This is a genomic window from Streptomyces silvae, assembly GCF_016745505.1.
Taxonomy (GTDB): domain Bacteria; phylum Actinomycetota; class Actinomycetes; order Streptomycetales; family Streptomycetaceae; genus Streptomyces; species Streptomyces silvae.
The window spans coordinates 118,683-141,341 of sequence record NZ_JAERUC010000086.1; the positions used below are offsets into that span (position 1 = coordinate 118,683).

The 22,659-nt window shown below is 71.7% G+C and carries 15 protein-coding genes and 1 pseudogene; 7 read left to right on the forward strand and 9 right to left on the reverse strand.

Annotated elements, in window-relative coordinates; genetic code table 11:
• Nucleotides 1-4 precede the first annotated feature (4 nt).
• Nucleotides 5-709, reverse strand: a complete 705-nt coding sequence (locus JKV81_RS12910; RefSeq protein WP_202075937.1) for a class I SAM-dependent methyltransferase — start codon at nt 707-709, stop codon at nt 5-7.
• Nucleotides 710-826: 117 nt separating this feature from the next.
• On the opposite strand from JKV81_RS12910, the gene JKV81_RS12915 reads away from it, so the two are divergent.
• A complete protein-coding gene (locus JKV81_RS12915; protein ID WP_236056466.1) occupies nt 827-1,105 on the forward strand; it encodes a DUF6343 family protein in 279 nt (92 codons plus the stop codon).
• A 57-nt stretch (nt 1,106-1,162) separates the two neighbouring features.
• On the opposite strand, the gene JKV81_RS12920 is transcribed toward JKV81_RS12915, so the two are convergent.
• The 6 genes and pseudogenes from JKV81_RS12920 to rpsA all read right to left on the reverse strand — a co-directional run bounded on the left by JKV81_RS12920 (nt 1,163) and on the right by rpsA (nt 8,251).
• Nucleotides 1,163-1,531 carry a tetratricopeptide repeat protein gene (locus JKV81_RS12920; RefSeq protein ID WP_099176154.1) on the reverse strand — a complete coding sequence of 123 codons (369 nt, stop codon included), beginning with the start codon at nt 1,529-1,531 and terminating at the stop codon, nt 1,163-1,165.
• A 72-nt stretch (nt 1,532-1,603) separates the two neighbouring features.
• Nucleotides 1,604-2,206 (reverse strand): dephospho-CoA kinase, encoded by a 603-nt coding sequence (gene coaE / locus JKV81_RS12925; RefSeq protein WP_202075938.1) that lies wholly within the window; start codon nt 2,204-2,206, stop codon nt 1,604-1,606.
• A gap of 43 nt (nt 2,207-2,249) precedes the next feature.
• Complete coding sequence (locus JKV81_RS12930; RefSeq protein WP_129262083.1) at nt 2,250-3,188, reverse strand: PAC2 family protein; 939 nt, start codon at nt 3,186-3,188, stop codon at nt 2,250-2,252.
• An 82-nt stretch (nt 3,189-3,270) separates the two neighbouring features.
• Nucleotides 3,271-4,794 carry a flavin monoamine oxidase family protein gene (locus tag JKV81_RS12935; RefSeq protein ID WP_202075959.1) on the reverse strand — a complete coding sequence of 508 codons (1,524 nt, stop codon included), beginning with the start codon at nt 4,792-4,794 and terminating at the stop codon, nt 3,271-3,273.
• A 392-nt stretch (nt 4,795-5,186) separates the two neighbouring features.
• Nucleotides 5,187-6,412 (reverse strand): annotated as a pseudogene (gene thrS, locus JKV81_RS12940) (threonine--tRNA ligase).
• Between the two features lie 327 nt (nt 6,413-6,739).
• The gene (gene rpsA / locus JKV81_RS12945; RefSeq protein ID WP_014156844.1) at nt 6,740-8,251 is read right to left on the reverse strand and encodes a 30S ribosomal protein S1; all 1,512 of its coding nucleotides are present in this window, start codon (nt 8,249-8,251) and stop codon (nt 6,740-6,742) included.
• A 397-nt stretch (nt 8,252-8,648) separates the two neighbouring features.
• On the opposite strand from rpsA, the gene JKV81_RS12950 reads away from it, so the two are divergent.
• A complete protein-coding gene (locus tag JKV81_RS12950; RefSeq protein ID WP_124277004.1) occupies nt 8,649-9,461 on the forward strand; it encodes a class I SAM-dependent methyltransferase in 813 nt (270 codons plus the stop codon).
• A 49-nt stretch (nt 9,462-9,510) separates the two neighbouring features.
• Nucleotides 9,511-12,012, forward strand: a complete 2,502-nt coding sequence (gene hrpB, locus JKV81_RS12955; protein ID WP_129262087.1) for an ATP-dependent helicase HrpB — start codon at nt 9,511-9,513, stop codon at nt 12,010-12,012.
• Between the two features lie 100 nt (nt 12,013-12,112).
• On the opposite strand, the gene JKV81_RS12960 is transcribed toward hrpB, so the two are convergent.
• The gene (locus JKV81_RS12960; RefSeq protein WP_202075939.1) at nt 12,113-13,798 is read right to left on the reverse strand and encodes a lytic transglycosylase domain-containing protein; all 1,686 of its coding nucleotides are present in this window, start codon (nt 13,796-13,798) and stop codon (nt 12,113-12,115) included.
• A gap of 185 nt (nt 13,799-13,983) precedes the next feature.
• On the opposite strand from JKV81_RS12960, the gene JKV81_RS12965 reads away from it, so the two are divergent.
• Nucleotides 13,984-14,862 (forward strand): DUF4184 family protein, encoded by an 879-nt coding sequence (locus JKV81_RS12965; protein ID WP_129262091.1) that lies wholly within the window; start codon nt 13,984-13,986, stop codon nt 14,860-14,862.
• Nucleotides 14,863-14,983: 121 nt separating this feature from the next.
• On the opposite strand, the gene polA is transcribed toward JKV81_RS12965, so the two are convergent.
• A complete protein-coding gene (polA, locus tag JKV81_RS12970; RefSeq protein WP_129262093.1) occupies nt 14,984-17,695 on the reverse strand; it encodes a DNA polymerase I in 2,712 nt (903 codons plus the stop codon).
• 247 nt (nt 17,696-17,942) lie between these two features.
• On the opposite strand from polA, the gene JKV81_RS12975 reads away from it, so the two are divergent.
• The 3 genes from JKV81_RS12975 (at nt 17,943) to JKV81_RS12985 (ending at nt 22,591) form a co-directional block, all read left to right on the forward strand.
• Nucleotides 17,943-20,210, forward strand: coding sequence for an FdhF/YdeP family oxidoreductase (locus tag JKV81_RS12975; protein WP_202075941.1), 2,268 nt, complete (start codon nt 17,943-17,945; stop codon nt 20,208-20,210).
• Nucleotides 20,211-20,303: 93 nt separating this feature from the next.
• Nucleotides 20,304-20,774, forward strand: coding sequence for a PaaI family thioesterase (locus tag JKV81_RS12980; protein ID WP_202075943.1), 471 nt, complete (start codon nt 20,304-20,306; stop codon nt 20,772-20,774).
• 608 nt (nt 20,775-21,382) lie between these two features.
• Complete coding sequence (locus JKV81_RS12985) at nt 21,383-22,591, forward strand: branched-chain amino acid ABC transporter substrate-binding protein (RefSeq protein ID WP_129266906.1); 1,209 nt, start codon at nt 21,383-21,385, stop codon at nt 22,589-22,591.
• The last annotated feature ends 68 nt before the right edge of the window (nt 22,592-22,659 follow it).

A 22,659-nucleotide genomic window follows, 5' to 3' on the forward strand; every position in this document is an offset into this window, starting at 1 on the left:
CCGGTCAGGGCTGCTCGGGGCGGGCCAGCACCCAGACGCCGTCCGGCGTGAGGTAGCGGCCGACGGCCAGCCCCGCCTGCTGCAGATACGCCTCGAACCGCTCCACGGACAGCTCCCGCGACCGGAAGGTCTGGGTCCACCGGGCGTCCTCGAAGACGTACTCCGCGCGCACCTCGTCCACCCCGTCGCCGACGGGTTCGGCCGAGAGGATCCGGATGACGCAGCCCGCGGCCGTGTCCTCCCGCTCCCGGGGGAGATCGGAGTGGTAGCCGGCGCCCTCCCGCTGGATCAGCACGACGCCGTCGTCCTTCACGTATCTGCGGCAGGTCGCGAGCAGCCCTTCCCTGACCCGGTGATCGCCCGCGTGCACCAGGAAGGACCCGAGCACCACGGCGTCGAACCGCTCCTCGCCGAGGTCCAGCGTCTCGATGGGGCTACGGACCGTGCGCGCCCCGCGGACGCGCTCCAGCATCTGCGCCGACTCGTCGACCGCGGTCACGTCGAAGCCCAGCGCGACCAGGGGATGCGTCACCCGGCCCGCCCCGCAGCCCAGTTCGAGCAGGCTCGCCCCCGGCCGCAGCGCCGAGGCGATCACCTCGGGTTCGCTGCCGGCGGACAGGCGCGTATAGAGCTCGACCGCGCAGCCGTCCGGTGTGATGGCGCCGGGCCCCGTCCCTGTGTATCCCTCACGTACCAGTTGTCCGCTCATACCCGCCGGAACGTACGGACACGGGGCGGCGGTTCCCCGTCATCGCCGCCGGCAGCGCGCCGCCGGTTTCCGTACGCCGGGCCGCGGGGTCATGCTGGAGACGAGGCGATGCCGATGATGCGTACCGGAAGCGAACCGACCACCGCGCGCAGCCCGCTGCGGATGCGGCTCTGGCTGAGTCTGTGGGGCATGGTCTGGGCCGTGGCCGGTCTGGTGGCCTTCGTGATCACCGGGCGGGCCGGCTGGGCCACGGCCTGCGCCGTCCTGCTGGTGTTCACGGTCATCGACCTGTGCTTGGTCGTCCGCCGCATGCGGCAGGGCCCGCACTTCCAGCCGGGCCGTGACGTCCCCCCGTACCCGCCCGACCGGCGCGGCCGGAAGCGGTACGGCCCCTGAGTCCCGCCGGGGCACGGGCGGGGGCGGCCGGCGGTGTCAGGAACGGTCGTCGAGGTGTCAGGAACGGTCGTCGAAGCGGGCCGCCCGCAGATACTCCGGATTCGGGTCGAGCGCGGCGGCCAGCCGGAAGTGGCGGGTGGCCTGTTCGTCCCGGCCGGCGCGCTGGAAGGTGCGGGCCAGGGCGAAGTGCGCGAAGGCGTTGTCCGGCTCACGCTCCAGGACCAGCTCGAACTCCAGCTCGGCCGGGCGCAGTTGGGCGGCGGCGAAGAAGGCCCTGGCACGCAGCAGCCGGGCCGCCGTGTTCTCCGGGTGGGCGGCTATCACGGAGTCGAGCAGCTTGACCGCACCCCGCGGGTCCCGGGCGGCGAGCAGCTGCTCCGCCGCGCGGAAGTCGATGACATGCGTCTCCGGGTTGTTCTCGGGCACGGCCCTATCCTTCCCCTCGCCTGCCGCTGTTCAACATGCGGCCGGGTGCGCGTATTCCGCCCGCGCGCCGGGTCAGCCGGTGGCCGCCCGTGCGGTGAGCTGCGACCAGACCTTGCGGACCTGGGGTTCCAGGTCCTCCAGCGGGCCGTCGTTGTCGATGACGAGATCGGCGACGGCCAGCCGCTCCTCCCGCGTGGCCTGCGCCGCCATGCGGGCCCGGGCGTCGGACTCCGTCATGCCGCGCAGCGTCACGAGCCGGTCGAGCTGGGTGCCGGGCTTCGCGTCGACGACCACGACCAGGTCGTAGAGCGGGGCGAGGCCGTTCTCGGTGAGCAGCGGGACGTCGTGGACGACGACCGCACCGGCGCCGGCGGCCCGCTCCAGCTCGGCGGAGCGGGCCCCGACGAGCGGGTGGACGATGGCGTTGAGCGTGGCCAGGCGTGCGGGGTCGGCGAAGACGATCGAGCCGAGCGCGGACCGGTCCAGGGTGCCGTCGGGACGCAGGATCCCAGGGCCGAAGGCCTCGACGACGGCCGTGAGCCCGGGGGTGCCGGGCTCGACGACCTCGCGGGAGATCCGGTCGGCGTCGATGAGTACGGCGCCGAAGCGCGCGAGCAGTCGTGACACTTCACTCTTGCCGGCGCCGATGCCGCCGGTCAGGCCCACTTTCAGCATGGGCCGAGCCTAGCCTCCGGCCCGGAGGGCGGCCGGAGGCCCCTCAGGAGTCGCCTTCACGCTCCGCGAGGAAGCGTTCGAACTCGCGGCCGATCTCGTCCGCCGACGGCAGGTCCGCGGGCTCCGCGACGAGGTTGCCGCGGGTCTCGGACCCCGCGACCGCGTCGTACTGGTGCTCCAGCCCCTCGACGAGCGAGACGAGCTCCTCGTCGCCCTGGCCGACCTGCCGGTCGATCTCGGTCTGGGTGCGGTGCGCCTCCGTGCGCAGCGTGTGCGCGACGCTCGGCAGCACCAGTCCGGTCGCCGCTGTGACCGCCTCCAGGGCGGTGAGCGCGGCGTCCGGGTAGGCGGACCTGGCGACGTAGTGCGGCACATGGGCGGCGACACCGAGCGCGTCGTGCCCCGCCTCCATCAGCCGGTACTCCACGAGCGCCTCGACGGAGCCGGGGACCTGCGCCTCGTCGAAGGGGCTGCGGTGCCCGGGCATCAGGTCGGTGCGGTTGCCGTGCGGGGTGAGGCCGACGGGGCGGGTGTGCGGGACGCCCATCGGGATGCCGTGGAAGCTGACCGCGAGGCGGACGCCGAGCCGCTCCACGATCTGCTCCACGGCGGCGGCGAACCGCTCCCACTCGACGTCGGGCTCCGGCCCGGTGAGCAGCAGGAAGGGGGCGCCCGTGGCGTCCTGGACGACCTTCACCTCCAGGGTGGGCGCCTCGAACGCCGTGTACCGGTCGCGCCTGAAGGTGAGCAGCGGGCGGCGCGCCCGGTAGTCGACGAGCCGGTCGTGGTCGAAGCGGGCCACGGTCTGGTGGGGCAGCGTCTCGAGCAGGCCGTCGACGATCTGCTCGCCGGTCTCGCCCGCGTCGATGTAGCCGTCGAAGTGGTAGAGCATGACCAGGCCGGCCGACTCCTGGGCCAGCGCCATGTCGACGACGGCCAGGCCCTTGGGCTCCCATTCGTACAAACTCTGCGGATCAGGCACGGTTACCGCTCCTCCTCGTGTTCCTGCACAAGAACACCCCGCCCGGCCACGGCATTCCCGCCCGCGCCCCTTTCCCTCGCGGTTACGCGAGGACCCGGCTGTGCAGCGCCGTCACCGCCTTCCGCGCCGAGGTGAACGCCCCGTGCTGCCAGGCGTCGGTGTGGCTGAGGTAGTCGCCGGCGAAGTACACATGCCCGGCGGGCCTGTTGAGCGGTGCGAAGGCGGGGGCGTCGGGGCCGCCGGACAGGGAGTGCCAGGAGGCCTCCAGGTACGGCGTCTGGCGCCAGTGGTGGGAGAACGACGTGGCGAGTTCCGTGCGGTACTTGGCGCCGTGGATCTTCACGCCCTGGGCGACGGCCCGCGCCTCCCTCTCGCGGGGCGTGAGGGCCGCGTACGCGTCGGCGTTCGCCCCGGTGTTGTAGTAGCCGATGATCGTGCCGCGTTCGCCGAGGTGGCCGTAGGACGGGTACCAGATGTGCGAGAGGTCCATGTCCGTCTCGGTGATGCCGCCGAAGATCCGGTGGTCGCTCTCCCACCAGCGGCTCCGGTACTCCAGTCCGATCTTGCCGGCCGAGGACGGCTTGCAGGCCTCCAGGGCGCTCTGGACGGCCGGGCCGAGGTTATGCGCGGTCTTCGCCAGGATGTTGGGGGGCAGCGCGGCGACGCAGTAGTCCGCCTCGACACGCCGGGTGCGGCCTCCCTGGGTGTAGGTGACGGTGACGCCGTGGGCGGTGTCCTTGATCTCGGTGACGGCGGCCCCGGTGCGGATCCTCCGCTCGCCCACGGCCCGGGTGAGCGCGGCGGGTATCCGGTCCATGCCGCCGACCGGCTGGAACATGAGCATCGCCTGGTCGTACTCGAACTCGAAGGCGAAGTAGCGCCCCACGCCGCTGGCGAAGACCTCGGACGCGGTGGGTACGGGACCGAGTTCCTCCCCGGGGGTGCCGGCGGCCGCCGGGTCGACGCGGTAGCCGCGCCGGGGGCTGCCGGTGTAGTCGAGCGTGTCGCCGATGTCGCCGAAGTCCTTGAGGAACTCCAGGAGCCGCTCCTGGTCGTCGGCGGTGATCTGCCGGTCGAGGGCTCCCTTGTCGCTCGCCTTGGCGAGGAGTTCGGCGACGTAGCCGTACATGTCGGCCTTGGCCGTGCGGTAGCGGACCGGCGCCTTCATGCCCGCCTTCTCGTTGAAGAGGTAGGCGTTGGCGTTCTCGTTGGTGAACACCTCGACGGGCACGCCGAGTTCGCGGCAGTAGTCGAGGGTGACCATCCACTGCGGGATCCGGCCGGGGCCGGCGTTCATGTACTGGCCGTCGCTGAAGCGTGCGGTCTGCCTGTTGCCGAGGGTGTCGGTGGTGGTGTCGCCGCCTCGGACGGTGAAGTTGCGCCCGCCGGTGCGGCCGCGGGCCTCCAGGACCGTACAGTCGTACCCCGCCTTGCCCAGCTCGTACGCGGTGGCGAGGCCGGCGATGCCGCCACCGACGACCACGACCTTGGCGGCGGCCCTGCCCTTCAGCGAGAAGTCGCCCGGGCTCGGGGCCCGGAAGGCGGGTTCGCGGCTCGCGGCCTGGGCGGTGGGGGCGAGACCGAGGGCCCCCATGGTGGCGAACATGGCGCCGGCCCCGCCGGTCAGGCCCACGTTGCGCAAGAAGCTGCGGCGGCTCGCGCCTGCCGCCACGGGAGAGTCCTGCGAGACGGGTGAGGTGTGCGACGTGTGGGTCATTCCCTGGCTCCCCTGGTGATCCTGCTGCTTCCGGTGCCTGGCGCTCCTGGCGCTCCTGGCGCTCCGAGCGCTCCTGGCGTTGCGCGGATCCTGGCAAGCAGGTGTTACGGGCCGTCAGTTACTCGTGTATCCCACACGTTTCCTCTGCGCGGCACCGCCGGGGAGGCATCGGTCCAGACCTCGGCATGTCCACTCACCGGGCGGTGAGGGCCGTCGCTCCGGCCTCACCCACCCGGGCGAGGCCGGGGCCGGCCTGCTGATGCTGATCGCGGCGCCCGCGCTCAGTCGGTGTCGGCCCACAGGTCGGTGCGGTGAGCCCCGATGAGAGCGCTGATGCGGGTCAGTACGTCACTGACCGGCTGTGGGTCGAGTCGGCGTCCGTCACGCAAGCGCAGTGCCACGTGAGCGTCAGCGGCCTCCTTGGCGCCGATGACGGCTTGGTACGGCACCAGGCGCGCCTCTCGGATCCGGGCGCCCAGGCTGCCGAGGTCCGGTCCCGCGATCCGGGCACGCAGCCCGAGACGGGTGCAGCGTCGGGCGAGGGCCGCGGCGTCCGGCAGTTCGGTGTCGGAGATCGGGAGGATCACCAGCTGAGTGGGGGCGAGCCAGGCGGGGAAGGCACCGCCGTGCTGCTCGATGAGATGGGCGACGGCTCGCTCCACACTGCCGATGATGCTGCGGTGGACCATGGCCGGGCGGTGCTTGGCGCCGTCCGCGCCGATGTAGTGCAGGTCGAACTGCTCGGGCTGGTGGAAGTCGACCTGGACGGTGGACAGGGTGGACTCCCGGCCGGCGCCGTCGGTGACCTGGACGTCGATCTTGGGGCCGTAGAACGCGGCTTCTCCCTCGGCGGCCTCGTAGGGCAGGCCGGAGCGGTCGAGGACGTCGGTCAGCAGAGCGGTGGACCGTTGCCACTTCTCGGGTGCGGCAACGTACTTGCCACCGGGGCCAGGGAGGGAGAGCCGGTAGCGGGTCGGGGTGATGCCGAGCGCCTCGTACGCCCGGCGGATCATCTCCAGGGCCGCCTGCGCCTCCTCGGCGACCTGGTCCAGGGTGCAGAAGATGTGTGCGTCGTTGAGCTGGATGGCCCGTACGCGGGTCAGTCCGCCGAGCACGCCCGAGAGTTCGGAGCGGTACATGCCGCCCAGTTCGGCCATCCGCAGGGGCAGTTCGCGGTAGCTGTGGGAGCGGGAGCGGTAGATCACCGCGTGATGGGGACACAGGCTGGGCCGCAGGACGACCTGCTCTCCGCCGAGGTCCATCGGGGGGGGAACATGTCGTCGCTGTAGTGCGCCCAGTGTCCGGAGATCTCGTACAGCTCCCGCTTGCCGAGGACCGGTGAGTACACGTGCTGGTAGCCCGCCCGCCGCTCGGCGGCACGGATGTACTCCTCCAGGGTGTGCCGCACGGCCGCGCCGTCGGGCAGCCAGTACGGCAGGCCGGCGCCGATCAGCGGGTCGGTGTCGAACAGGCCCAGTTCACGGCCCAGCTTGCGGTGGTCGTGCACGGTGGTCATCGCGGTCTCCTTGCTGGCTGCGGAGCAAGTGACCGGGCCTACGACGAAGCCCCGGGGCACTTGCCCCGGGGCTTCGGATCAGATCGTCTGTCAGCGCGCCGGGACACTCTCCGGCGTCGTCGTCACAGCAGCGCGCTTCATGCCGCAGACGTTAGCAGGGCGCGGCGGTGTCCACACGGTCATTCCTCGCCAGGAGTGCTCGTGATCGATACACCTGGGGCGCACCCCGGACATGCGTGAGGCCCGCCCCCCGAAGGGGACGGGCCTCACTCACAGCTCTACAGCTACTGCAGCCGATGAGCGGCTGGGGTCAGAGCGTCAGCTCTGGCCGCCGGCCAGCTTCTCGCGCAGGGCAGCCAGGGCCTCGTCCGACGCCAGGGCGCCGGAGTTGTCCGCGGACTCCGAGGAGTACGAACCGCCACCGCTGCCACCCGAGGCAGCCGGGGCAGCGCCGGCCGGGGCGGCAGCGCCCTCGGCAGCGGCAGCCTCGTCGGCCTCGCGGGACTTGATGACCTGGGCCTGGTGCTGCTCGAAGCGCTGCTGCGCCTCGGCGTACTGCGTCTCCCAGACCTCGCGCTGCGCCTCGAAGCCCTCGAGCCAGTCGTTAGTCTCGGGGTCGAAGCCCTCGGGGTAGATGTAGTTGCCCTGGTCGTCGTACGACGCGGCCATGCCGTACAGCGTCGGGTCGAACTCGACCGAGGCCGGGTCGCCGCCGAAGGCCTCGTTGGCCTGCTTCAGCGAGAGGCTGATGCGACGGCGCTCGAGGTCGATGTCGATGACCTTGACGAAGATCTCGTCGTTGACCTGGACGACCTGCTCCGGGATCTCCACGTGGCGCTCGGCCAGCTCGGAGATGTGGACCAGACCCTCGATGCCCTCGTCGACGCGGACGAACGCACCGAACGGAACGAGCTTGGTGACCTTACCGGGAACGACCTGCCCGATCTGGTGCGTACGGGCGAACTGCTGCCACGGGTCTTCCTGCGTCGCCTTGAGCGACAGCGAGACGCGCTCGCGGTCCATGTCGACGTCGAGGACCTCGACGGTGACTTCCTGGCCGACCTCGACAACCTCGGAGGGGTGGTCGATGTGCTTCCAGGACAGCTCGGAGACGTGCACGAGACCGTCGACGCCACCCAGGTCCACGAAGGCACCGAAGTTGACGATCGAGGAGACGACGCCGGAGCGGACCTGACCCTTCTGCAGGGTCGTGAGGAACGTCTGGCGAACCTCGGACTGCGTCTGCTCGAGCCAGGCGCGGCGGGACAGGACCACGTTGTTGCGGTTCTTGTCCAGCTCGATGATCTTGGCCTCGAGCTCCTTGCCCACGTAGGGCTGGAGGTCGCGGACACGACGCATCTCGACGAGCGACGCCGGGAGGAAGCCACGGAGGCCGATGTCGAGGATGAGACCACCCTTGACGACCTCGATGACGGTACCGGTGACGATGCCGTCTTCTTCCTTGATCTTCTCGATGGTGCCCCAGGCACGCTCGTACTGAGCGCGCTTCTTCGAGAGGATCAGGCGGCCTTCCTTGTCCTCCTTCTGGAGAACCAGGGCCTCGATCTCGTCGCCGACCTTGACGACCTCGTTCGGGTCGACGTCGTGCTTGATCGAGAGCTCGCGGCTCGGGATGACGCCTTCGGTCTTGTAACCGATGTCGAGGAGAACCTCGTCCCGGTCAACCTTGACGATGACACCGTCAACGATGTCGCCGTCGTTGAAGTACTTGATCGTCTCGTCGATCGCCGCGAGGAACGCGTCCGCGTCGCCGATGTCGTTGACCGCAACCTGCGGAGTGGTGGCGGTGGTCTCGGTGCTGCTCGTCATGTGGGAAAGGGCTCCGGTACGGACAGTGAGTCGTAGGTACTGCTACGCCGAAAGCCCGTATCGCCTCTGCAGAAGCCGGACAGCCTGGAAAGCGCCGATCCGTCTACGGGAAGGCGCCTCGACAACCGAGGGGACATGCAACAGACGCGAGCGCGGCCTGCTAGGTCTGAAGCGCGCAGGCTCGCGACGCAACTTGTAGCATACGGGGGCAGCCGGACAGGGTCAATGCGCGAAGGCGCACACCCGGGGCACAACACCCCAATCCCGGCACAACTCACGTTCGCCGAGGCCACATCGGCCCCAGCGGTGTGTCGCGCGCACACGGACGTACTCACCCGTACGGCCCGAGGAGGCACCCGCGCGAGGCGGGTGAAGGCAAACTACAACGACGGGCACGATGAGCCAAGAGACCTACGAGTCCGAACCTGAGGCGACCCGGCGGGAAGCCGGTGAGGCCGAGAGCAGCCGGGCGAGCCGCGGCTGGTGGGACCGGAACGCCGACGAGTACCAGAGCGACCACGGAGCGTTCCTCGGGGACGACCGTTTCGTCTGGGGCCCGGAGGGGCTGGACGAGGCCGAGGCCGCCCTGCTGGGCCCGGCGGCCGACCTGAAGGGCCTGGACGTCCTGGAGATCGGGGCGGGCGCCGCGCAGTGCTCGCGGTGGCTCGCCGCCCGGGGCGCACGCCCGGTGGCCCTGGACCTCTCCCACCGCCAGCTCCAGCACGCCCTGCGGATCGGCGGCGGTGTCCCCCTCGTGGAGGCCGACGCCGGACGGCTCCCCTTCCGCGACGGCGCCTTCGACCTTGCCTGTTCCGCCTACGGCGCGGTGCCCTTCGTCGCCGACCCCGTCCAGGTGTTCCGCGAGGTGCACCGGGTGCTGCGGCCCGGCGGCCGCTGGGTCTTCTCGGTCACGCACCCGATCCGCTGGGCGTTCCCCGACGAGCCGGGCCCCGAGGGCCTCTCCGTGTCCGCCTCCTACTTCGACCGCGTGCCGTACGTGGAGCAGGACGAGGGCGGCGACGCCGTGTACGTGGAGCACCACAGGACGCTGGGCGACCGGGTGCGGGACGTCGTGGCGGGCGGTTTCCGGCTGGCCGACCTCGTGGAGCCGGAGTGGCCCGCCTGGAACGACCAGGAGTGGGGCGGCTGGTCCCCGCTGCGCGGCAACCTGATCCCCGGCACGGCGATCTTCGTCTGCGAGCGGGACTGAACCACCGGCCGGTGGGGGGCGCGGGCGCCGGCCGTACGAGACTGGGGGCGTGATCCGCACCGACGCCCTGGACCAGTTGCCCGTACGCACCGCTCTGCCCGCCCTGGAGCGGGCGCTCGACGAGCGGGGGGCCGCGGTGCTCTGCGCGCCGCCCGGGACCGGCAAGACGACCCTCGTGCCCCTGGTGCTCGCCGGGCTGACCGGCGGCGGCCCGGTGCGCCGGGTGCTGGTGGCCGAGCCCCGCAGGATCGCGGCCCGGGCGGCCGCGCGGCGGATGGCGTGGCTGCTCGGCGAGCGGACCGGCGGCCGGGTCGGGTTCACGGTACGCGGGGAGCGCGTGGCGGGGCCCGACACCGTGGTGGAGGTCGTGACCACCGGGGTGCTGCTCCAGCGGCTGCAGCGCGACCAGGAGCTGGCCGGGGCCGACGTGGTGATCATCGACGAGTGCCACGAGCGTCATCTGGACGCGGACACCGCCGCGGCGTTCCTCCTCGACGTACGGGCGACGATCAGGCCTGATCTGCGGCTGGTGGCGGCGTCGGCGACCACGGACGCCGCGGGCTGGGCGCGGCTGCTGGGCGATGCCCCGGTGGTCGAGGCGCAGGGCGTCTCCCACCCGGTCGAGGTGGTGTGGGCGCCGCCCGCCCGTCCGGTCAGGCCGCCGCACGGGATGCGGGTGGACCCGGCCCTGCTGACGCATGTCGCCTCGGTGGTGCGCCGGGCGCTCGCCGAGCGTGAGGGTGACGTCCTGTGCTTCCTGCCCGGTGTCGGCGAGATCGCCCGGGTGGCCGGCCAGCTCTCCGGCGTGGACGCGGAGGTCCTCCAGGTGCACGGGCGCGCCCCGGCGGCCGTGCAGGACGCGGTGCTGGCCGGGTCGTCGGCCGGGCGCCGGGTGGTGCTGGCGACGTCCGTGGCGGAGTCCTCCCTCACGGTGCCGGGCGTACGGGTGGTCGTGGACTGCGGCCTCGCCAGGGAGCCGCGCACCGACCACGCGCGGGGCCTGGGCGCCCTGACGACGGTACGGGCGTCACGGGCGGCGGGGCGCCAGCGCGCGGGCCGTGCGGGGCGCGAGGCTCCCGGGGCGGTGTACCGCTGCTGGGAGCAGGCCGAGGACGGGCGTCTCGCGGCGTTCCCCTCGCCCGAGATCAAGGTGGCCGACCTCGCGGCGTTCGCGCTGCAGGCGGCGTGCTGGGGCGAACCGGACGCCTCCGGGCTCGCCCTCCTGGACCCGCCGCCGGAAGGCGCGATGGGCGCGGCCCGGGAGGTGCTGACGGCCATCGGCGCGGTCGATGCCTCGGGCCGCGCGACGGACCGGGGCGTACGGATGTCCCGGCTGGGCCTGCACCCCCGCCTGGCCCGCGCCCTCCTGGACGGTGCGGAGGAGGTCGGCGGGCGCCGCGCCGCGGAGGTGGTGGCGCTGATCGGCGAGGAACCGCCCCGGGAGTACGGCGACGACCTGGCCCACGCGCTGCGTACGGCACGGCGCGGCGCGGACGGCTACGCGGCACGCTGGCAGCAGGAGGTGCGGCGCCTCTCGCGGTCCCTCGGCTCCGCCGGGAAAGCGGGTGCCGGCCCGGAGGACGCCGCCGTGGGGCTGATCGCGGCCCTGGCGTTCCCGGAGCGGGTGGCGCGCGCCCGGGGCGAGGGGGCGTTCCTCATGGTGTCGGGCACCGGCGCCGAGCTGGCGGACGGCTCCCGGCTGCGCAGCGCGCCGTGGCTCGCCGTCGCGGTCGCCGACCGGCCCGCGCACGCCGCGTCCGCCCGGGTGCGGCTGGCGGCGGTCGTCGACGAGGCCACGGCGCGGCTGGCCGCCGGGCACCTGCGGTTCTCCGGCGAGGAGGTCCGCTGGTCGGACGGCGACGTGGTCGCCCGTTCCGTGGAGCGCCTCGGGGCCGTCGAACTGTCGGTACGCGCGCTGCGCCGGCCGGCCCCGGAGCTGGTGCGCGCGGCGCTGCTGGAGGGGCTGCGCCGTGAGGGGCCGGGGCTGCTGCGCTGGACCAGGGACAGTGAGCAGCTGCGGCTGCGGCTGGCGTTCCTGCACCGGGTGCTGGGCGCGCCGTGGCCCGATGTGTCGGACGGCGCGCTGCTGGACCGCGCCGACGAGTGGCTGGAGCCCGAGCTGTCACGGGCCGCCCGCCGCTCGGATCTGGCGCGGATCGATGCCGGCCAGGCGGTGCGGCGGCTGCTGCCGTGGGCGACGGGCGACGCCGCCCGGCTCGACGAGCTCGCCCCGGAGCGCATCGAGGTGCCGAGCGGCTCCAGGATCCGGGTGGAGTACGGCGGCGAGCAGCCCGTACTCGCGGTGAAGCTCCAGGAGCTCTTCGGGCTGAGCGAGACGCCCCGGGTGGCCGGGGTGCCCGTACTGGTCCACCTGCTCTCCCCCGCCGGGCGGCCCGCTGCCGTCACGGCGGACCTGGCCTCGTTCTGGCAGGAGGGCTACAAGGCCGTACGGGCGGAGCTGCGCGGCCGCTACCCGAAGCACCCGTGGCCCGAGGACCCCACGACGGTGGAGGCGACCCGCTTCACCTCGGCGCGGCTGCGCCGGGACTAGGGCGTGTCCTGGAAGCCCCGGCTCCAGGCGACGTCTGGCGGCCCGGCTGCCCGCTCGCGCCCACGTGGGCGTGGTGTGCGGGCAGCCGGTTCCGTGCGGGTCAGGCGGCGGGTGCCTCGACCTTCAGCTCGACGGTCAGCGTGGCGCCGCTCGCGGTGGTGATCCGCAGCGTGTAGGTGCCGGCCGTGTCGTCGGCGTAGATCTTCGGGAGCTCCAGGAGTCCGTCGGCGCCGGTCGTGAGGTCCAGGGTGCGGACCGGCTTTCCGTCCTCGTCCTTGAAGTACGGGCCCTTGTCGTTCTCGGCGGGCGTCTCCGCATCGGTGATCATCGTGGCGGTGACGGCGGTGTCCGCCACCCCCGTGCCCTTGTACGTCGTCCTGATCCCGACCCGGTCGGCGAACTCGGTGCCGGGGGCGGCCGTCAGGGCCTTGTCGTCGGTGCGGGCGACGGTGTCCGCGACGCGGGCGGTGACGCTCGCGGCGAAGGAGAGGGCGCGCGGTTCGGTGGTGCCGGCGACGGCGGTCACCTTGAAGGCGCCGGTCTTCTCGCCCGCCGTCAGGACGGGGGCGGTGACGGTGCCGTCGGCCCCGGTGGTCAGCGTGACGGTGGTCTTCCCGCCGGCGAAGCGGGTGTCCGTGCTGCCCACGACGGCGAAGGTGACCGACGTCTTGCCGAGCGGTGCCCCGAGCTCGTTCTTCGCCCGGACCTTGACGCGCTCCGTGAACGCCTCGCCGGCCGTGGCGGTGAGGGTGCCGGTGCCCGCGTTCTCCAGGCTGCCGAAGGTCTCGGCCGGATCGGGGGTGGCCGGCGGCGTCGTCGGAGGGGTGGTCGGCGGCTTCGTCGGCTCGGTCGGCGGCGGTGTCGTGGCCGGCGGAGGCGTGGTGGCGGGCGGGGTGGACGGCGACGTGGTGGCCGGCGGCGTGGTCGCGGAGGGGCTGGGCGACGGGGACGAGGACGTGCCGCTGCCGGTGTCCGTCGCCGGGAGGACGCCCGTGCCGTCCGGGACCTCATGGGTGCCGCGCTTGTAGTACTCGAACCAGGAGCGGACCGTGCGGAGGTACTCCGTCGAGTGGTTGTAGCTCAGCACGGCCTTGTCGAGGTCCGTGGCGAGCGACAGGTCGCGGGTGCCGGCGCAGAGGTAGCGCCCGGCGGACAGCGCCGCGTCGTAGATGTTGTTGGGGTCCTTGCGCCCGTCGCCGTTGCCGTCCGTGCCCCAGGTGGCCCAGGTGGAGGGGATGAACTGCATGGGGCCGACCGCGCGGTCGTGGGTGGCGTCCCCGTCGTACGCCCCGCCGTCGGTGTCCTTGATCAGCGCGAAGCCCTGGCCGTTGAGCGCCGGGCCGAGGATCGGGGACAGGGTGGTGCCGTTCGCGTCGACCTTGCCGCCGCGGGCCTGGCCGGACTCGACCTTGCCGATCGCGGCGAGGAGCTGCCACGGCAGACGGCACGCGGCGTCGGTGCTCGCGAGGCCCTGCTCGGCCTTCTTGTACGCGGCCAGGACCGAGGCGGGTATGCCAGCTTCGGCGCTGCCGGTCACCGGAAGATTCACGGACGTACCGGGCTTGTTGGGCGTGTCCAGCGGTGGAAGGTCCGTGTAGTAGGGCGAGTTGCCCGTTGCCGCGCTGTCGCCCGGCTCCGTCGCCCCGGCCGCCGTCCGGTCGTCCGAGGCGCTGTCGGGGTGGGGTGCCGCGGGGGCCTGGGAGGCGGAGAGAGCTGCTACGGCAGCCGCGGCCACCGCGGTGGTGGTGGCCCCCCTGCGCAGTCTGCGGCCGAATTGTGCTGCCATACGTGTCGGTCCCTCCCCGTCGACGGCTGTCCGCGCTCCCCGCGCGAGAACTCAGGCGACCCTACGACAACTCCCGCCGCCCGAACACTGGTCCCTGACCGGTTCTTACCGGTTTCTCAGCTTCCCCGCCGTCAAGTCTCCGGGACGGTGGGGGCGGTGACACGGGTTCACGCATACTTGCCGCCATGCCGTTCACGCTCAGCCATGCCGCAGCCGTGCTCCCGGGAATCCGCAGGTCCGGCGCGGGCCGTGGGCCTCTCGTCGCCTCCGCGCTGGTCGCCGGATCGTTCGCACCCGACATCACCTACTACGCGGACACGGTCGTGCCGGGGGCGATGGAGTTCGGCGAGGTGACACACGGCGTATGGGGAGTGTTCACCGTGGATGTCCTCATCACCGGGGCCCTGGTGGCACTGTGGCTGATGCTGCGCGAGCCCCTCGTCGCGTTGCTGCCCGGGGCGGCGCAGGGGCGTGTGCACGCCTTCGTGCGGGGGCGGCGCCGGGAGCCCGGCCGCCCGGTCCTTCCAGAGGCGGTGTGGTTCGTCGTGTCCGCCGTCATCGGCTCGGCGACCCATGTCGTGTGGGACGCCTTCACGCATCACGACCGGTGGGGCACGGAGCTGGTCCCCGGCCTCGACCGGAGCGTCGGTGGCCACCCGGTGTTCCAGATCGTCCAGTACGGCAGCTCGGCCGCGGCCCTCGTGGTCCTGGCGTGGTTCACGTACACGGGCCTGCGGCGCATCGGGCCCGCTCCCGCCCCGGCATCCGTGCCGGTGCTGGGCCGGACCGAACGCAGATGGGCCGGGGCGCTCCTCGGGCTCTGCGTCCTGGTGGGCGTCGTCCACCGGTGTGCCCGCTGGTACGCCTGGTCCGGGCACCTCGACACGCCCCTCGACATCATCCCGACCGCGTGCTTCGGCGCCGGGGCGGGCCTGGCGGCCGGCCTGCTGCTGTACGGGGCGTGGATGCGGCTCCTGCGCAGGCCGCCCTCCGCGCCCCGGCCGCCGGACGCGCCCCGCGCGGACACCGCACGGAACAGCCCGGCCGGCCGGGACGCCGGCTGAGGCGCGGAGACCGCCGGAACCCCTTGAGACCGTCGGAAAGCCCCTCTGGCCCCGGAAGCCCCTGAGGCCACGGAAGCCGCTGAACCTCAGGGCCCGCCGAGGCCTCCGAGGCCCCGAGGCCCTAGTGCGCGGCGGTCTCCCAGTCCTTGCCGACACCGACGGAGACGTCCAGCGGCGCACGCAGCTCGACCGCCGTGGACATCTCGCGGCGCAGGATCTCCTCGACCTGCTCCCGCTCGCCCTTCGCGATCTCCAGCACGATTTCGTCGTGGACCTGGAGCAGCATCCGCGAGGTCAGCTTCGCCTCCGTCAGGGCCCGGTCCACGTGCAGCATCGCGACCTTCACGATGTCGGCTGCCGTCCCCTGGATCGGGGCGTTCAGCGCCATCCGCTCGGCGGCCTCGCGACGCTGGCGGTTGTCGCTGTTCAGGTCGGGGAGATAGCGGCGGCGGCCGAGGATCGTCTCGGTGTATCCGGTGGCCCTGGCCTCCTCCACGACCCGGTGCAGATAGTCACGCACCCCGCCGAACCGGAGGAAGTAGGTGTCCATCAGCCCGCGGGCCTCACCGGCCTCGATGTTCAGCTGCTGGGAGAGACCGAACGCGGAGAGCCCGTAGGCCAGTCCGTACGACATGGCCTTGATCTTGCGGCGCATCTCCGCGTCGACCGCCGACTTCTCGACGCCGAACACCTGCGAGGCGACCGTCGTGTGCAGGTCCTCGCCCGAGGTGAACGCCTCGATCAGACCGGCGTCCTCGGAGAGGTGGGCCATGACCCGCAGCTCGATCTGGCTGTAGTCGGCCGTCATCAGCGTCTCGAAGCCCTCGCCGACGACGAAGCCCCGGCGGATCGCCCGTCCCTCATCCGTACGCACGGGGATGTTCTGCAGGTTGGGGTCGGTGGAGGAGAGCCGTCCCGTCGCCGCGACCGTCTGGTTGAACGTGGTGTGGATACGGCCGTCCGCACCGATCGTCTTGATCAGGCCCTCGACCGTGACCCGCAGCTTCGCCTGCTCGCGGTGGCGCAGCATGATGACCGGCAGCTCGTGCTCGGTCTGCGCGGCCAGCCACGCCAGCGCGTCCGCGTCCGTCGTGTAACCCGTCTTCGTCTTCTTCGTCTTCGGCAGGGCCAGCTCGCCGAAGAGCACCTCCTGGAGCTGCTTGGGCGAGCCGAGGTTGAACTCGCGGCCCACCGCGGCGTGCGCCTCCTTCACCGCCTGCTGCACGGCACCGGCGAACTGCTGCTCCATGGACTCCAGGTGCGCCCGGTCCGCGGCGATGCCGTGCCGCTCCAGACGGGCCAGCATGATCGACGTCGGCAGCTCCATGTCGTACAGCAGCCCGGTGGCGCCGACCTCCTTCAGACGCGTCGTGAACGCGTCCCCGAGGTCCAGCACCGCGCGGGCCTGCGCCATCAGCGCGTCGGCCTCCGCGCGGTCGTCCGCGCCGAAGGCCAGCTGCCCGTCGGACGTGGGGGCCGGGGCCAGCTCACGCCCGAGGTACTCCACGGCCAGCGCGTCCAGGGCGAAGGAGCGGCGGCCGGGCTTGACGAGATAGGCGGCGAGCGCGGTGTCCATGGTGATGCCGTCCAGCCGCCAGCCCTGCTCGGGGAAGACCCGCAGGGCGTTCTTGGCGTTGTGCAGGACCTTGGGCCGCGCCGGGTCCGCCAGCCACTCGGCGAGGGCCCGGTCGTCGGCCTCGTCGAGCTCGGCCGGGTCCAGCCAGGCGGCGGCGCCGTCGGCGGCGGCGAGCGCGAGCTCCGTGACCGTGCCCGAACCCAGCGACCAGGTGTCGACGGTCATCACACCGAGCGGCTGCCCGCCGTGCTCCTCCAGCCACGGGGCGACCTCACCCGCGCCCAGCACCACGCCGTCCAGCTCGATGCCGGCCAGGGGCTCCGGCGGGCCGGCATCCTCCGCCCCCGGGTCGACGGCGAGCAGCCGCTCGCGCAGGCTCGGGTTACGGATCTCCAGGATGTCCAGCACCCCGGTGACCGCCGTGCGGTCGTACGGAGCGCGCTCCAGCTCCGCCGGGACCTTCGGCAGCTCCACGTCGCGGACCATCTCGGTCAGCACGCGGTTCATCTTCACCGCGTCCAGGTGGTCGCGGAAATTCTGGCCGGCCTTGCCCTTGACCTCGTCGGCCCGCTCGACCAGCTCCGCGAACGACCCGAACTGGTTGATCCACTTCGCCGCCGTCTTCTCCCCCACACCGGGGATACCCGGAAGGTTGTCCGACGGGTCACCGCGCAGCGCCGCGAAGTCCGGATACTGCCCCGGGGTGAGGCCGTACTTCTCCTGGACCTTCTCCGGGGTGAAGCGCGTCAGCTCCGAGACGCCCTTCGTCGGGTAGAGCACCGTCACGTTGTCCGTGATCAGCTGGAACGAGTCGCGGTCACCCGTGACGATCAGCACCTCGAAGCCCGCCGCCTCGGCCTGCGTGGCCAGCGTCGCGATGACGTCATCGGCCTCGAAACCGTCCACCGCGAACCGGTCCGCGTGCATCGCGTCCAGGAGCTCGCCGATCAGCTCGACCTGTCCCTTGAACTCGTCGGGGGTCTTGGAGCGGTTCGCCTTGTACTCGGGGAACTCCTGCGCACGCCATGTCTTGCGGGACACGTCGAACGCGACCGCGAAATGGGTGGGCGCCTCGTCGCGCAGCGTGTTCGCCAGCATCGACATGAAGCCGTACACGGCATTCGTCGGCTGCCCCGTCGCCGTCGTGAAATTCTCCGCGGGCAGGGCGAAGAACGCCCGGTACGCCAGGGAGTGCCCGTCCATCAGGAGCAGGCGCGGTCGGTTGTCTGCCGTCTTCTTCGATGCCGTCTCAGCCACGCCCCCGATCCTGCCACGGACCACTGACAATCCGGACCGGCCACCGCCCCGGACCGCCCCCGCCACGGCCCCGAGCCGGTCTTCAGGCCCAGTCCGCTTCCCGCGGGACACCGCCGCACGCGTGCATGACAGGATCGAAGGACTGTGAAGGCGTAACAAGACGTGACAGGACGCCACGGCACGCACGGACGCGGCACCCGCGCCCGCACCGCGCCCGGAGGCGACCGAAGGCTCGAAGGGGAGCACCATGGCCACGAAGCCCCCGACCGGTGACCCGGTCCAGGACGCGCCGCAGATCGACCCGGTCCAGCACGCCGCAGCCGGGCTGCCCGCCGTCGCCCACACCCTGCGCATCGCCCAGCAGCAGATGGGCGTACGGCGCACCGCGCAGACCCTGCTCAAGGTCAACCAGAAGAACGGCTTCGACTGCCCCGGCTGCGCCTGGCCCGAGGGCGACAAGCGCCACACCGCCGAGTTCTGCGAGAACGGTGCCAAGGCCGTCGCCGAGGAGGCGACCCTGCGCCGCGTCACCCCCGACTTCTTCGCCGCCCACCCCGTCGCCGATCTGGGCACCCGCAGCGGCTACTGGCTCGGCCAGCAGGGACGCATCACGCACCCCGTGTATCTGCCCGAGGGCGCCGACCGCTACGAGCCCGTGACCTGGGAGCGCGCCTTCGAGATCATCGCCGAGGAGCTGACCGCGCTCTCCTCCCCCGACGAGGCGCTGTTCTACACCTCGGGCCGCACCAGCAACGAGGCGGCGTTCCTCCTCCAGCTCTTCGCCCGCGAGTTCGGCACCAACAACCTGCCGGACTGCTCCAACATGTGCCACGAGTCGTCCGGCTCCGCCCTCACCGAGACCATCGGGATCGGCAAGGGCAGCGTCAGCCTCGAGGACCTCCACCAGGCGGACCTGATCATCGTCGCCGGCCAGAACCCCGGCACCAACCACCCCCGGATGCTCTCGGCCCTCGAACAGGCCAAGTCCGCCGGAGCGAAGATCATCTCGGTGAACCCGCTGCCCGAGGCCGGCCTGGAGCGGTTCAAGAACCCCCAGACCCCCCTCGGCATGCTCAAGGGCGCCGCCCTCACCGACCTCTTCCTCCAGATCCGCATCGGCGGCGACCAGGCGCTCTTCCGCCTGCTGAACAAAATGATCATCGAGGCCGGCGCCGTCGACACCGCCTTCGTCGACGAACACACCCACGGCTACGAGGCATTCGCCCAGGCCGCCCGCGACGCCGACTGGGACGACACCCTCACCGCCACCGGCCTCGACCGCGACGCCATCGAGCAGGCGCTGGCCATGATCCTCGCCTCGGAGCGCACCATCGTCTGCTGGGCCATGGGCCTCACCCAGCACAAGCACTCCGTGCCCACCATCCGCGAAGTGGTCAACCTCCTCCTCCTGCGCGGCAACATCGGCAGGCCCGGCGCCGGCGTCTGCCCCGTACGCGGCCACTCCAACGTCCAGGGCGACCGCACCATGGGCATCTTCGAACGCCCCGCCCCCGCCTTCCTCGACGCCCTCGACCAGGAATTCGGCATCACCTCACCCCGGCACCACGGCTACGACGTCGTACGCGCCATCCAGGCACTCCGCGACGGCGACGCCAAGGTCTTCTTCGCCATGGGCGGCAACTTCGTCGGCGCCACCCCCGACACCGCCGTCACCGAGGCCGCCATGCGCAGCGCCCGGCTCACCGTCCACGTCTCCACCAAGCTCAACCGCTCGCACGCCGTCACCGGCACCCGCGCCCTGATCCTGCCCACCCTCGGCCGCACCGACAAGGACGTACAGGCGGGCGGGAAGCAGTTCGTCACCGTCGAGGACTCCATGGGGATGGTCCACGCCTCACGCGGCAACCTCGCCCCCGCGAGCCCCCACCTGCTCTCCGAGCCCGCGATCGTCGCCCGCCTGGCCCGCGCCGTCCTCGGCCCCTCCTCCACCACCCCCTGGGAGGACTTCGAGAAGGACTACGGCACCATCCGCGACCGCATCGCCCGCGTCATCCCCGGCTTCGAGGACTTCAACACCCGCGTCGCACACCCCGGCGGCTTCACCCTCCCCCACGCCCCCCGCGACGAACGCCGCTTCCCCACCGCCACCGGCAAGGCCAACTTCACCGCCGCACCCGTCGAGCACCCCGAACTCCCCGAGGGCCGGCTGCTGCTCCAGACCCTGCGCTCCCACGACCAGTACAACACCACGATCTACGGCCTCGACGACCGCTACCGCGGCATCAAGGGCGGCCGCCGCATCGTCATGGTCAACCCCGACGACGCCCACGCCCTCGGCCTCGCCGACGGCTCCTACACCGACCTCGTCAGCGAGTGGAAGGACGGCGTCGAGCGCCGCGCCCCCGGCTTCCGCGTCGTCCACTACCCCACCGCCCGGGGCTGCGCCGCCGCGTACTACCCGGAGACCAACGTGCTCGTCCCCCTCGACGCCACCGCGGACACCAGCAACACCCCGGCCAGCAAGTCCGTCGTCGTCCGCTTCGAGCCGGCCTGAGCACCCCGGCACCTCTCTAAGCGCACGCTCAGTCGTCTGATAAGAACAGTGCACACAGCAACGGACGAACGCACACGATCGGAGCCGGACCCCATGGGCGAGCACACCGCACCCACGTTCCCCCAGGAGATCATCGACGAGTACGCGGCACTCGGCGTCGACCTCCCCGCACTCTTCTCCGCCGGCCACCTCGGCGAGCGCATGGGCGTCACCATCGTCGAGGCCTCCGCCGACCGCGTCGTGGGCACCATGCCCGTCGAAGGCAACACCCAGCCCTACGGACTGCTCCACGGCGGCGCCTCGGCCGTCCTCGCCGAGACCCTCGGCTCCATCGGCTCCATGCTCCACGGCGGCGCCACCAAGCTCGCCGTCGGCGTCGACCTGAACTGCACCCACCACCGCGGCGTCCGCAACGGCCTCGTCACCGGCGTCGCCACCCCCGTCCACCGCGGCCGCTCCACCGCCACGTACGAGATCGTCATCACCGACGAGCACGACAAGCGCGTCTGCACCGCCCGCCTCACCTGCCTCCTGCGCGACGCCCCGGCACCCGCCGCCAGCTGACCAACGCCTCAACACGCCTCTGCCCGGTCCGGAAAGCGCACCGCATTCCGGACCGGGCAGAGCCATATCCGGGCCCATGGCCGGAAGTTGACGGACACGCACGGTCAACACCTTTGACCCCCGCACCCGTTCCATGACCCACTTCAAGGGCCTCACGCCCTCGCGGCGCCTCAAACACATCTCACGGATGTAACACTGCGTAACATGTGTGCAATACACGAAAAACGTCGCGCACCCCGCACCCGCACTCCCCGCCGGCACTCCGCCGCGCCCCTTCCGCCCCGATTCGGGCGACAGCACCAAGATCAGCCCAAGCCCCTTAGCAGAGCTGCGGGTTCTCACCATGCGGTCACTCCACCGCCCGGGCAAAAGCCGTACACCTCCACACTGCGACCAACAAGCCTTCCCCACGGCATAACAAGACAGTCACATCATCACCGGACCCATCCCGCACCCCCTCACCTGCCCTTAGAGTCACGGCCAGTCACCGCGCCGCCGGGCGCGTCTGCTGCACGGCCCTGTATCGACCAGTACGGCCCGGCGATCGTCACGGCACCTCAGCAGAGGAGGCCGCGCCAGGGAAAGGACCTTTCGTGCGACACCGTTCTTTGCTCATACTCACCACAGTGCTCACCACAGGCGCACTCACGCTCACCGCCTGCGGATCGCGCGACGACGACTCCAAGAGCAGCGGCGGCGGCGACACCCAGACCGTCGTCATCGGTGTCGACGCACCCCTGACCGGCGACCTCTCCGCCCTCGGCCTCGGCATCAAGAACTCCGCCGACCTCGCCGTCAAGACCGCCAACAAGGACAAGACCGTCCCCGGCGTCAAATTCGAACTCCAGGCACTCGACGACCAGGCCCAGCCCTCCGTCGGCCAGCAGAACGCCCAGAAGTTCATCGGCAACAAGGACCTCCTCGGCGTCGTCGGCCCCCTGAACTCCGGCGTCTCCCAGTCGATGCAGAAGCCGCTCAACGACGCCACCCTCACCCAGGTCTCCCCCGCCAACACCGGCACCGAGCTGACCCAGGGCAACAACTGGAAGACCGGCGACAAGAAGCGCCCCTTCAAGACGTACTTCCGCACCGCCACCACGGACGCGATCCAGGGTGCCTTCGCCGCGAAGTACCTCTTCGACAACGCCAAGGTCAAGGACGTCTACCTCATCGACGACCAGAAGCCCTACGGCGCGGGCCTCGCCGCCTCCTTCAAGACGACCTTCACCGAGCTCGGCGGCAAGATCGTCGGAACCGACCACATCAACCCCGACGACCGCGACTTCAACTCCGTCGTCACCAAGGTCAAGCGCTCCGGCGCCAAGGCCGTCTACTACGGCGGCGAGTACCCCGCCGGCGCCCCCCTGAGCCAGCAGCTCAAGGACAGCGTCCAGATCCCCCTCATGGGCGGCGACGGCATGTACAGCGCCGACTTCATCAGCCTCAACAAGAAGGCCGAAGGCGACATCGCGACCTCCGTCGGCAAGCCCGTCGAGGAACTCGACTCCGCCAAGAAGTTCATCGCCGACTACAAGACGGCCGGATACAAGGACGCCTACGAGGCCTACGGCGGCGGCACCTACGACGCCACCTGGTCCATCATCGAGGCCGTCAAGGCCGTCGTCGCCGACAACGACGGCAAGCTCCCCGACGACGCCCGCGCCAAGGTCCTCGACGCCATGAGCAAGGTCAAGTTCGACGGCGTCACCGGCCCCGTCTCCTTCGACGAGTACGGCGACACCACCAACACCATGATGACCGCCTACCAGGTCACCAGCGGCAAGTGGGCCTCCAAGCTCAGCGAGGCCGTCAAGTAGGTCCACCACGGACCCCACGGCCACAGCGCACTCACACAAGACCGCGCGGGAGCGCTACGAGCACTCCC

What these genes read in the sequence shown, in the direction of transcription:
- JKV81_RS12910 (WP_202075937.1), bottom strand. Translation starts at nt 709, where the DNA reads ATGAGCGGACAACTGGTACGTGAGGGATACACAGGGACGGGGCCCGGC.
- JKV81_RS12915 (WP_236056466.1), top strand. Translation starts at nt 827, where the DNA reads ATGCGTACCGGAAGCGAACCGACCACCGCGCGCAGCCCGCTGCGGATG.
- coaE (WP_202075938.1), bottom strand. Translation starts at nt 2,206, where the DNA reads ATGCTGAAAGTGGGCCTGACCGGCGGCATCGGCGCCGGCAAGAGTGAA.
- JKV81_RS12935 (WP_202075959.1), bottom strand. Translation starts at nt 4,794, where the DNA reads ATGTTCGCCACCATGGGGGCCCTCGGTCTCGCCCCCACCGCCCAGGCC.
- rpsA (WP_014156844.1), bottom strand. Translation starts at nt 8,251, where the DNA reads ATGACGAGCAGCACCGAGACCACCGCCACCACTCCGCAGGTTGCGGTC.
- JKV81_RS12950 (WP_124277004.1), top strand. Translation starts at nt 8,649, where the DNA reads ATGAGCCAAGAGACCTACGAGTCCGAACCTGAGGCGACCCGGCGGGAA.
- JKV81_RS12960 (WP_202075939.1), bottom strand. Translation starts at nt 13,798, where the DNA reads ATGGCAGCACAATTCGGCCGCAGACTGCGCAGGGGGGCCACCACCACC.
- JKV81_RS12965 (WP_129262091.1), top strand. Translation starts at nt 13,984, where the DNA reads ATGCCGTTCACGCTCAGCCATGCCGCAGCCGTGCTCCCGGGAATCCGC.
- JKV81_RS12975 (WP_202075941.1), top strand. Translation starts at nt 17,943, where the DNA reads ATGGCCACGAAGCCCCCGACCGGTGACCCGGTCCAGGACGCGCCGCAG.
- JKV81_RS12980 (WP_202075943.1), top strand. Translation starts at nt 20,304, where the DNA reads ATGGGCGAGCACACCGCACCCACGTTCCCCCAGGAGATCATCGACGAG.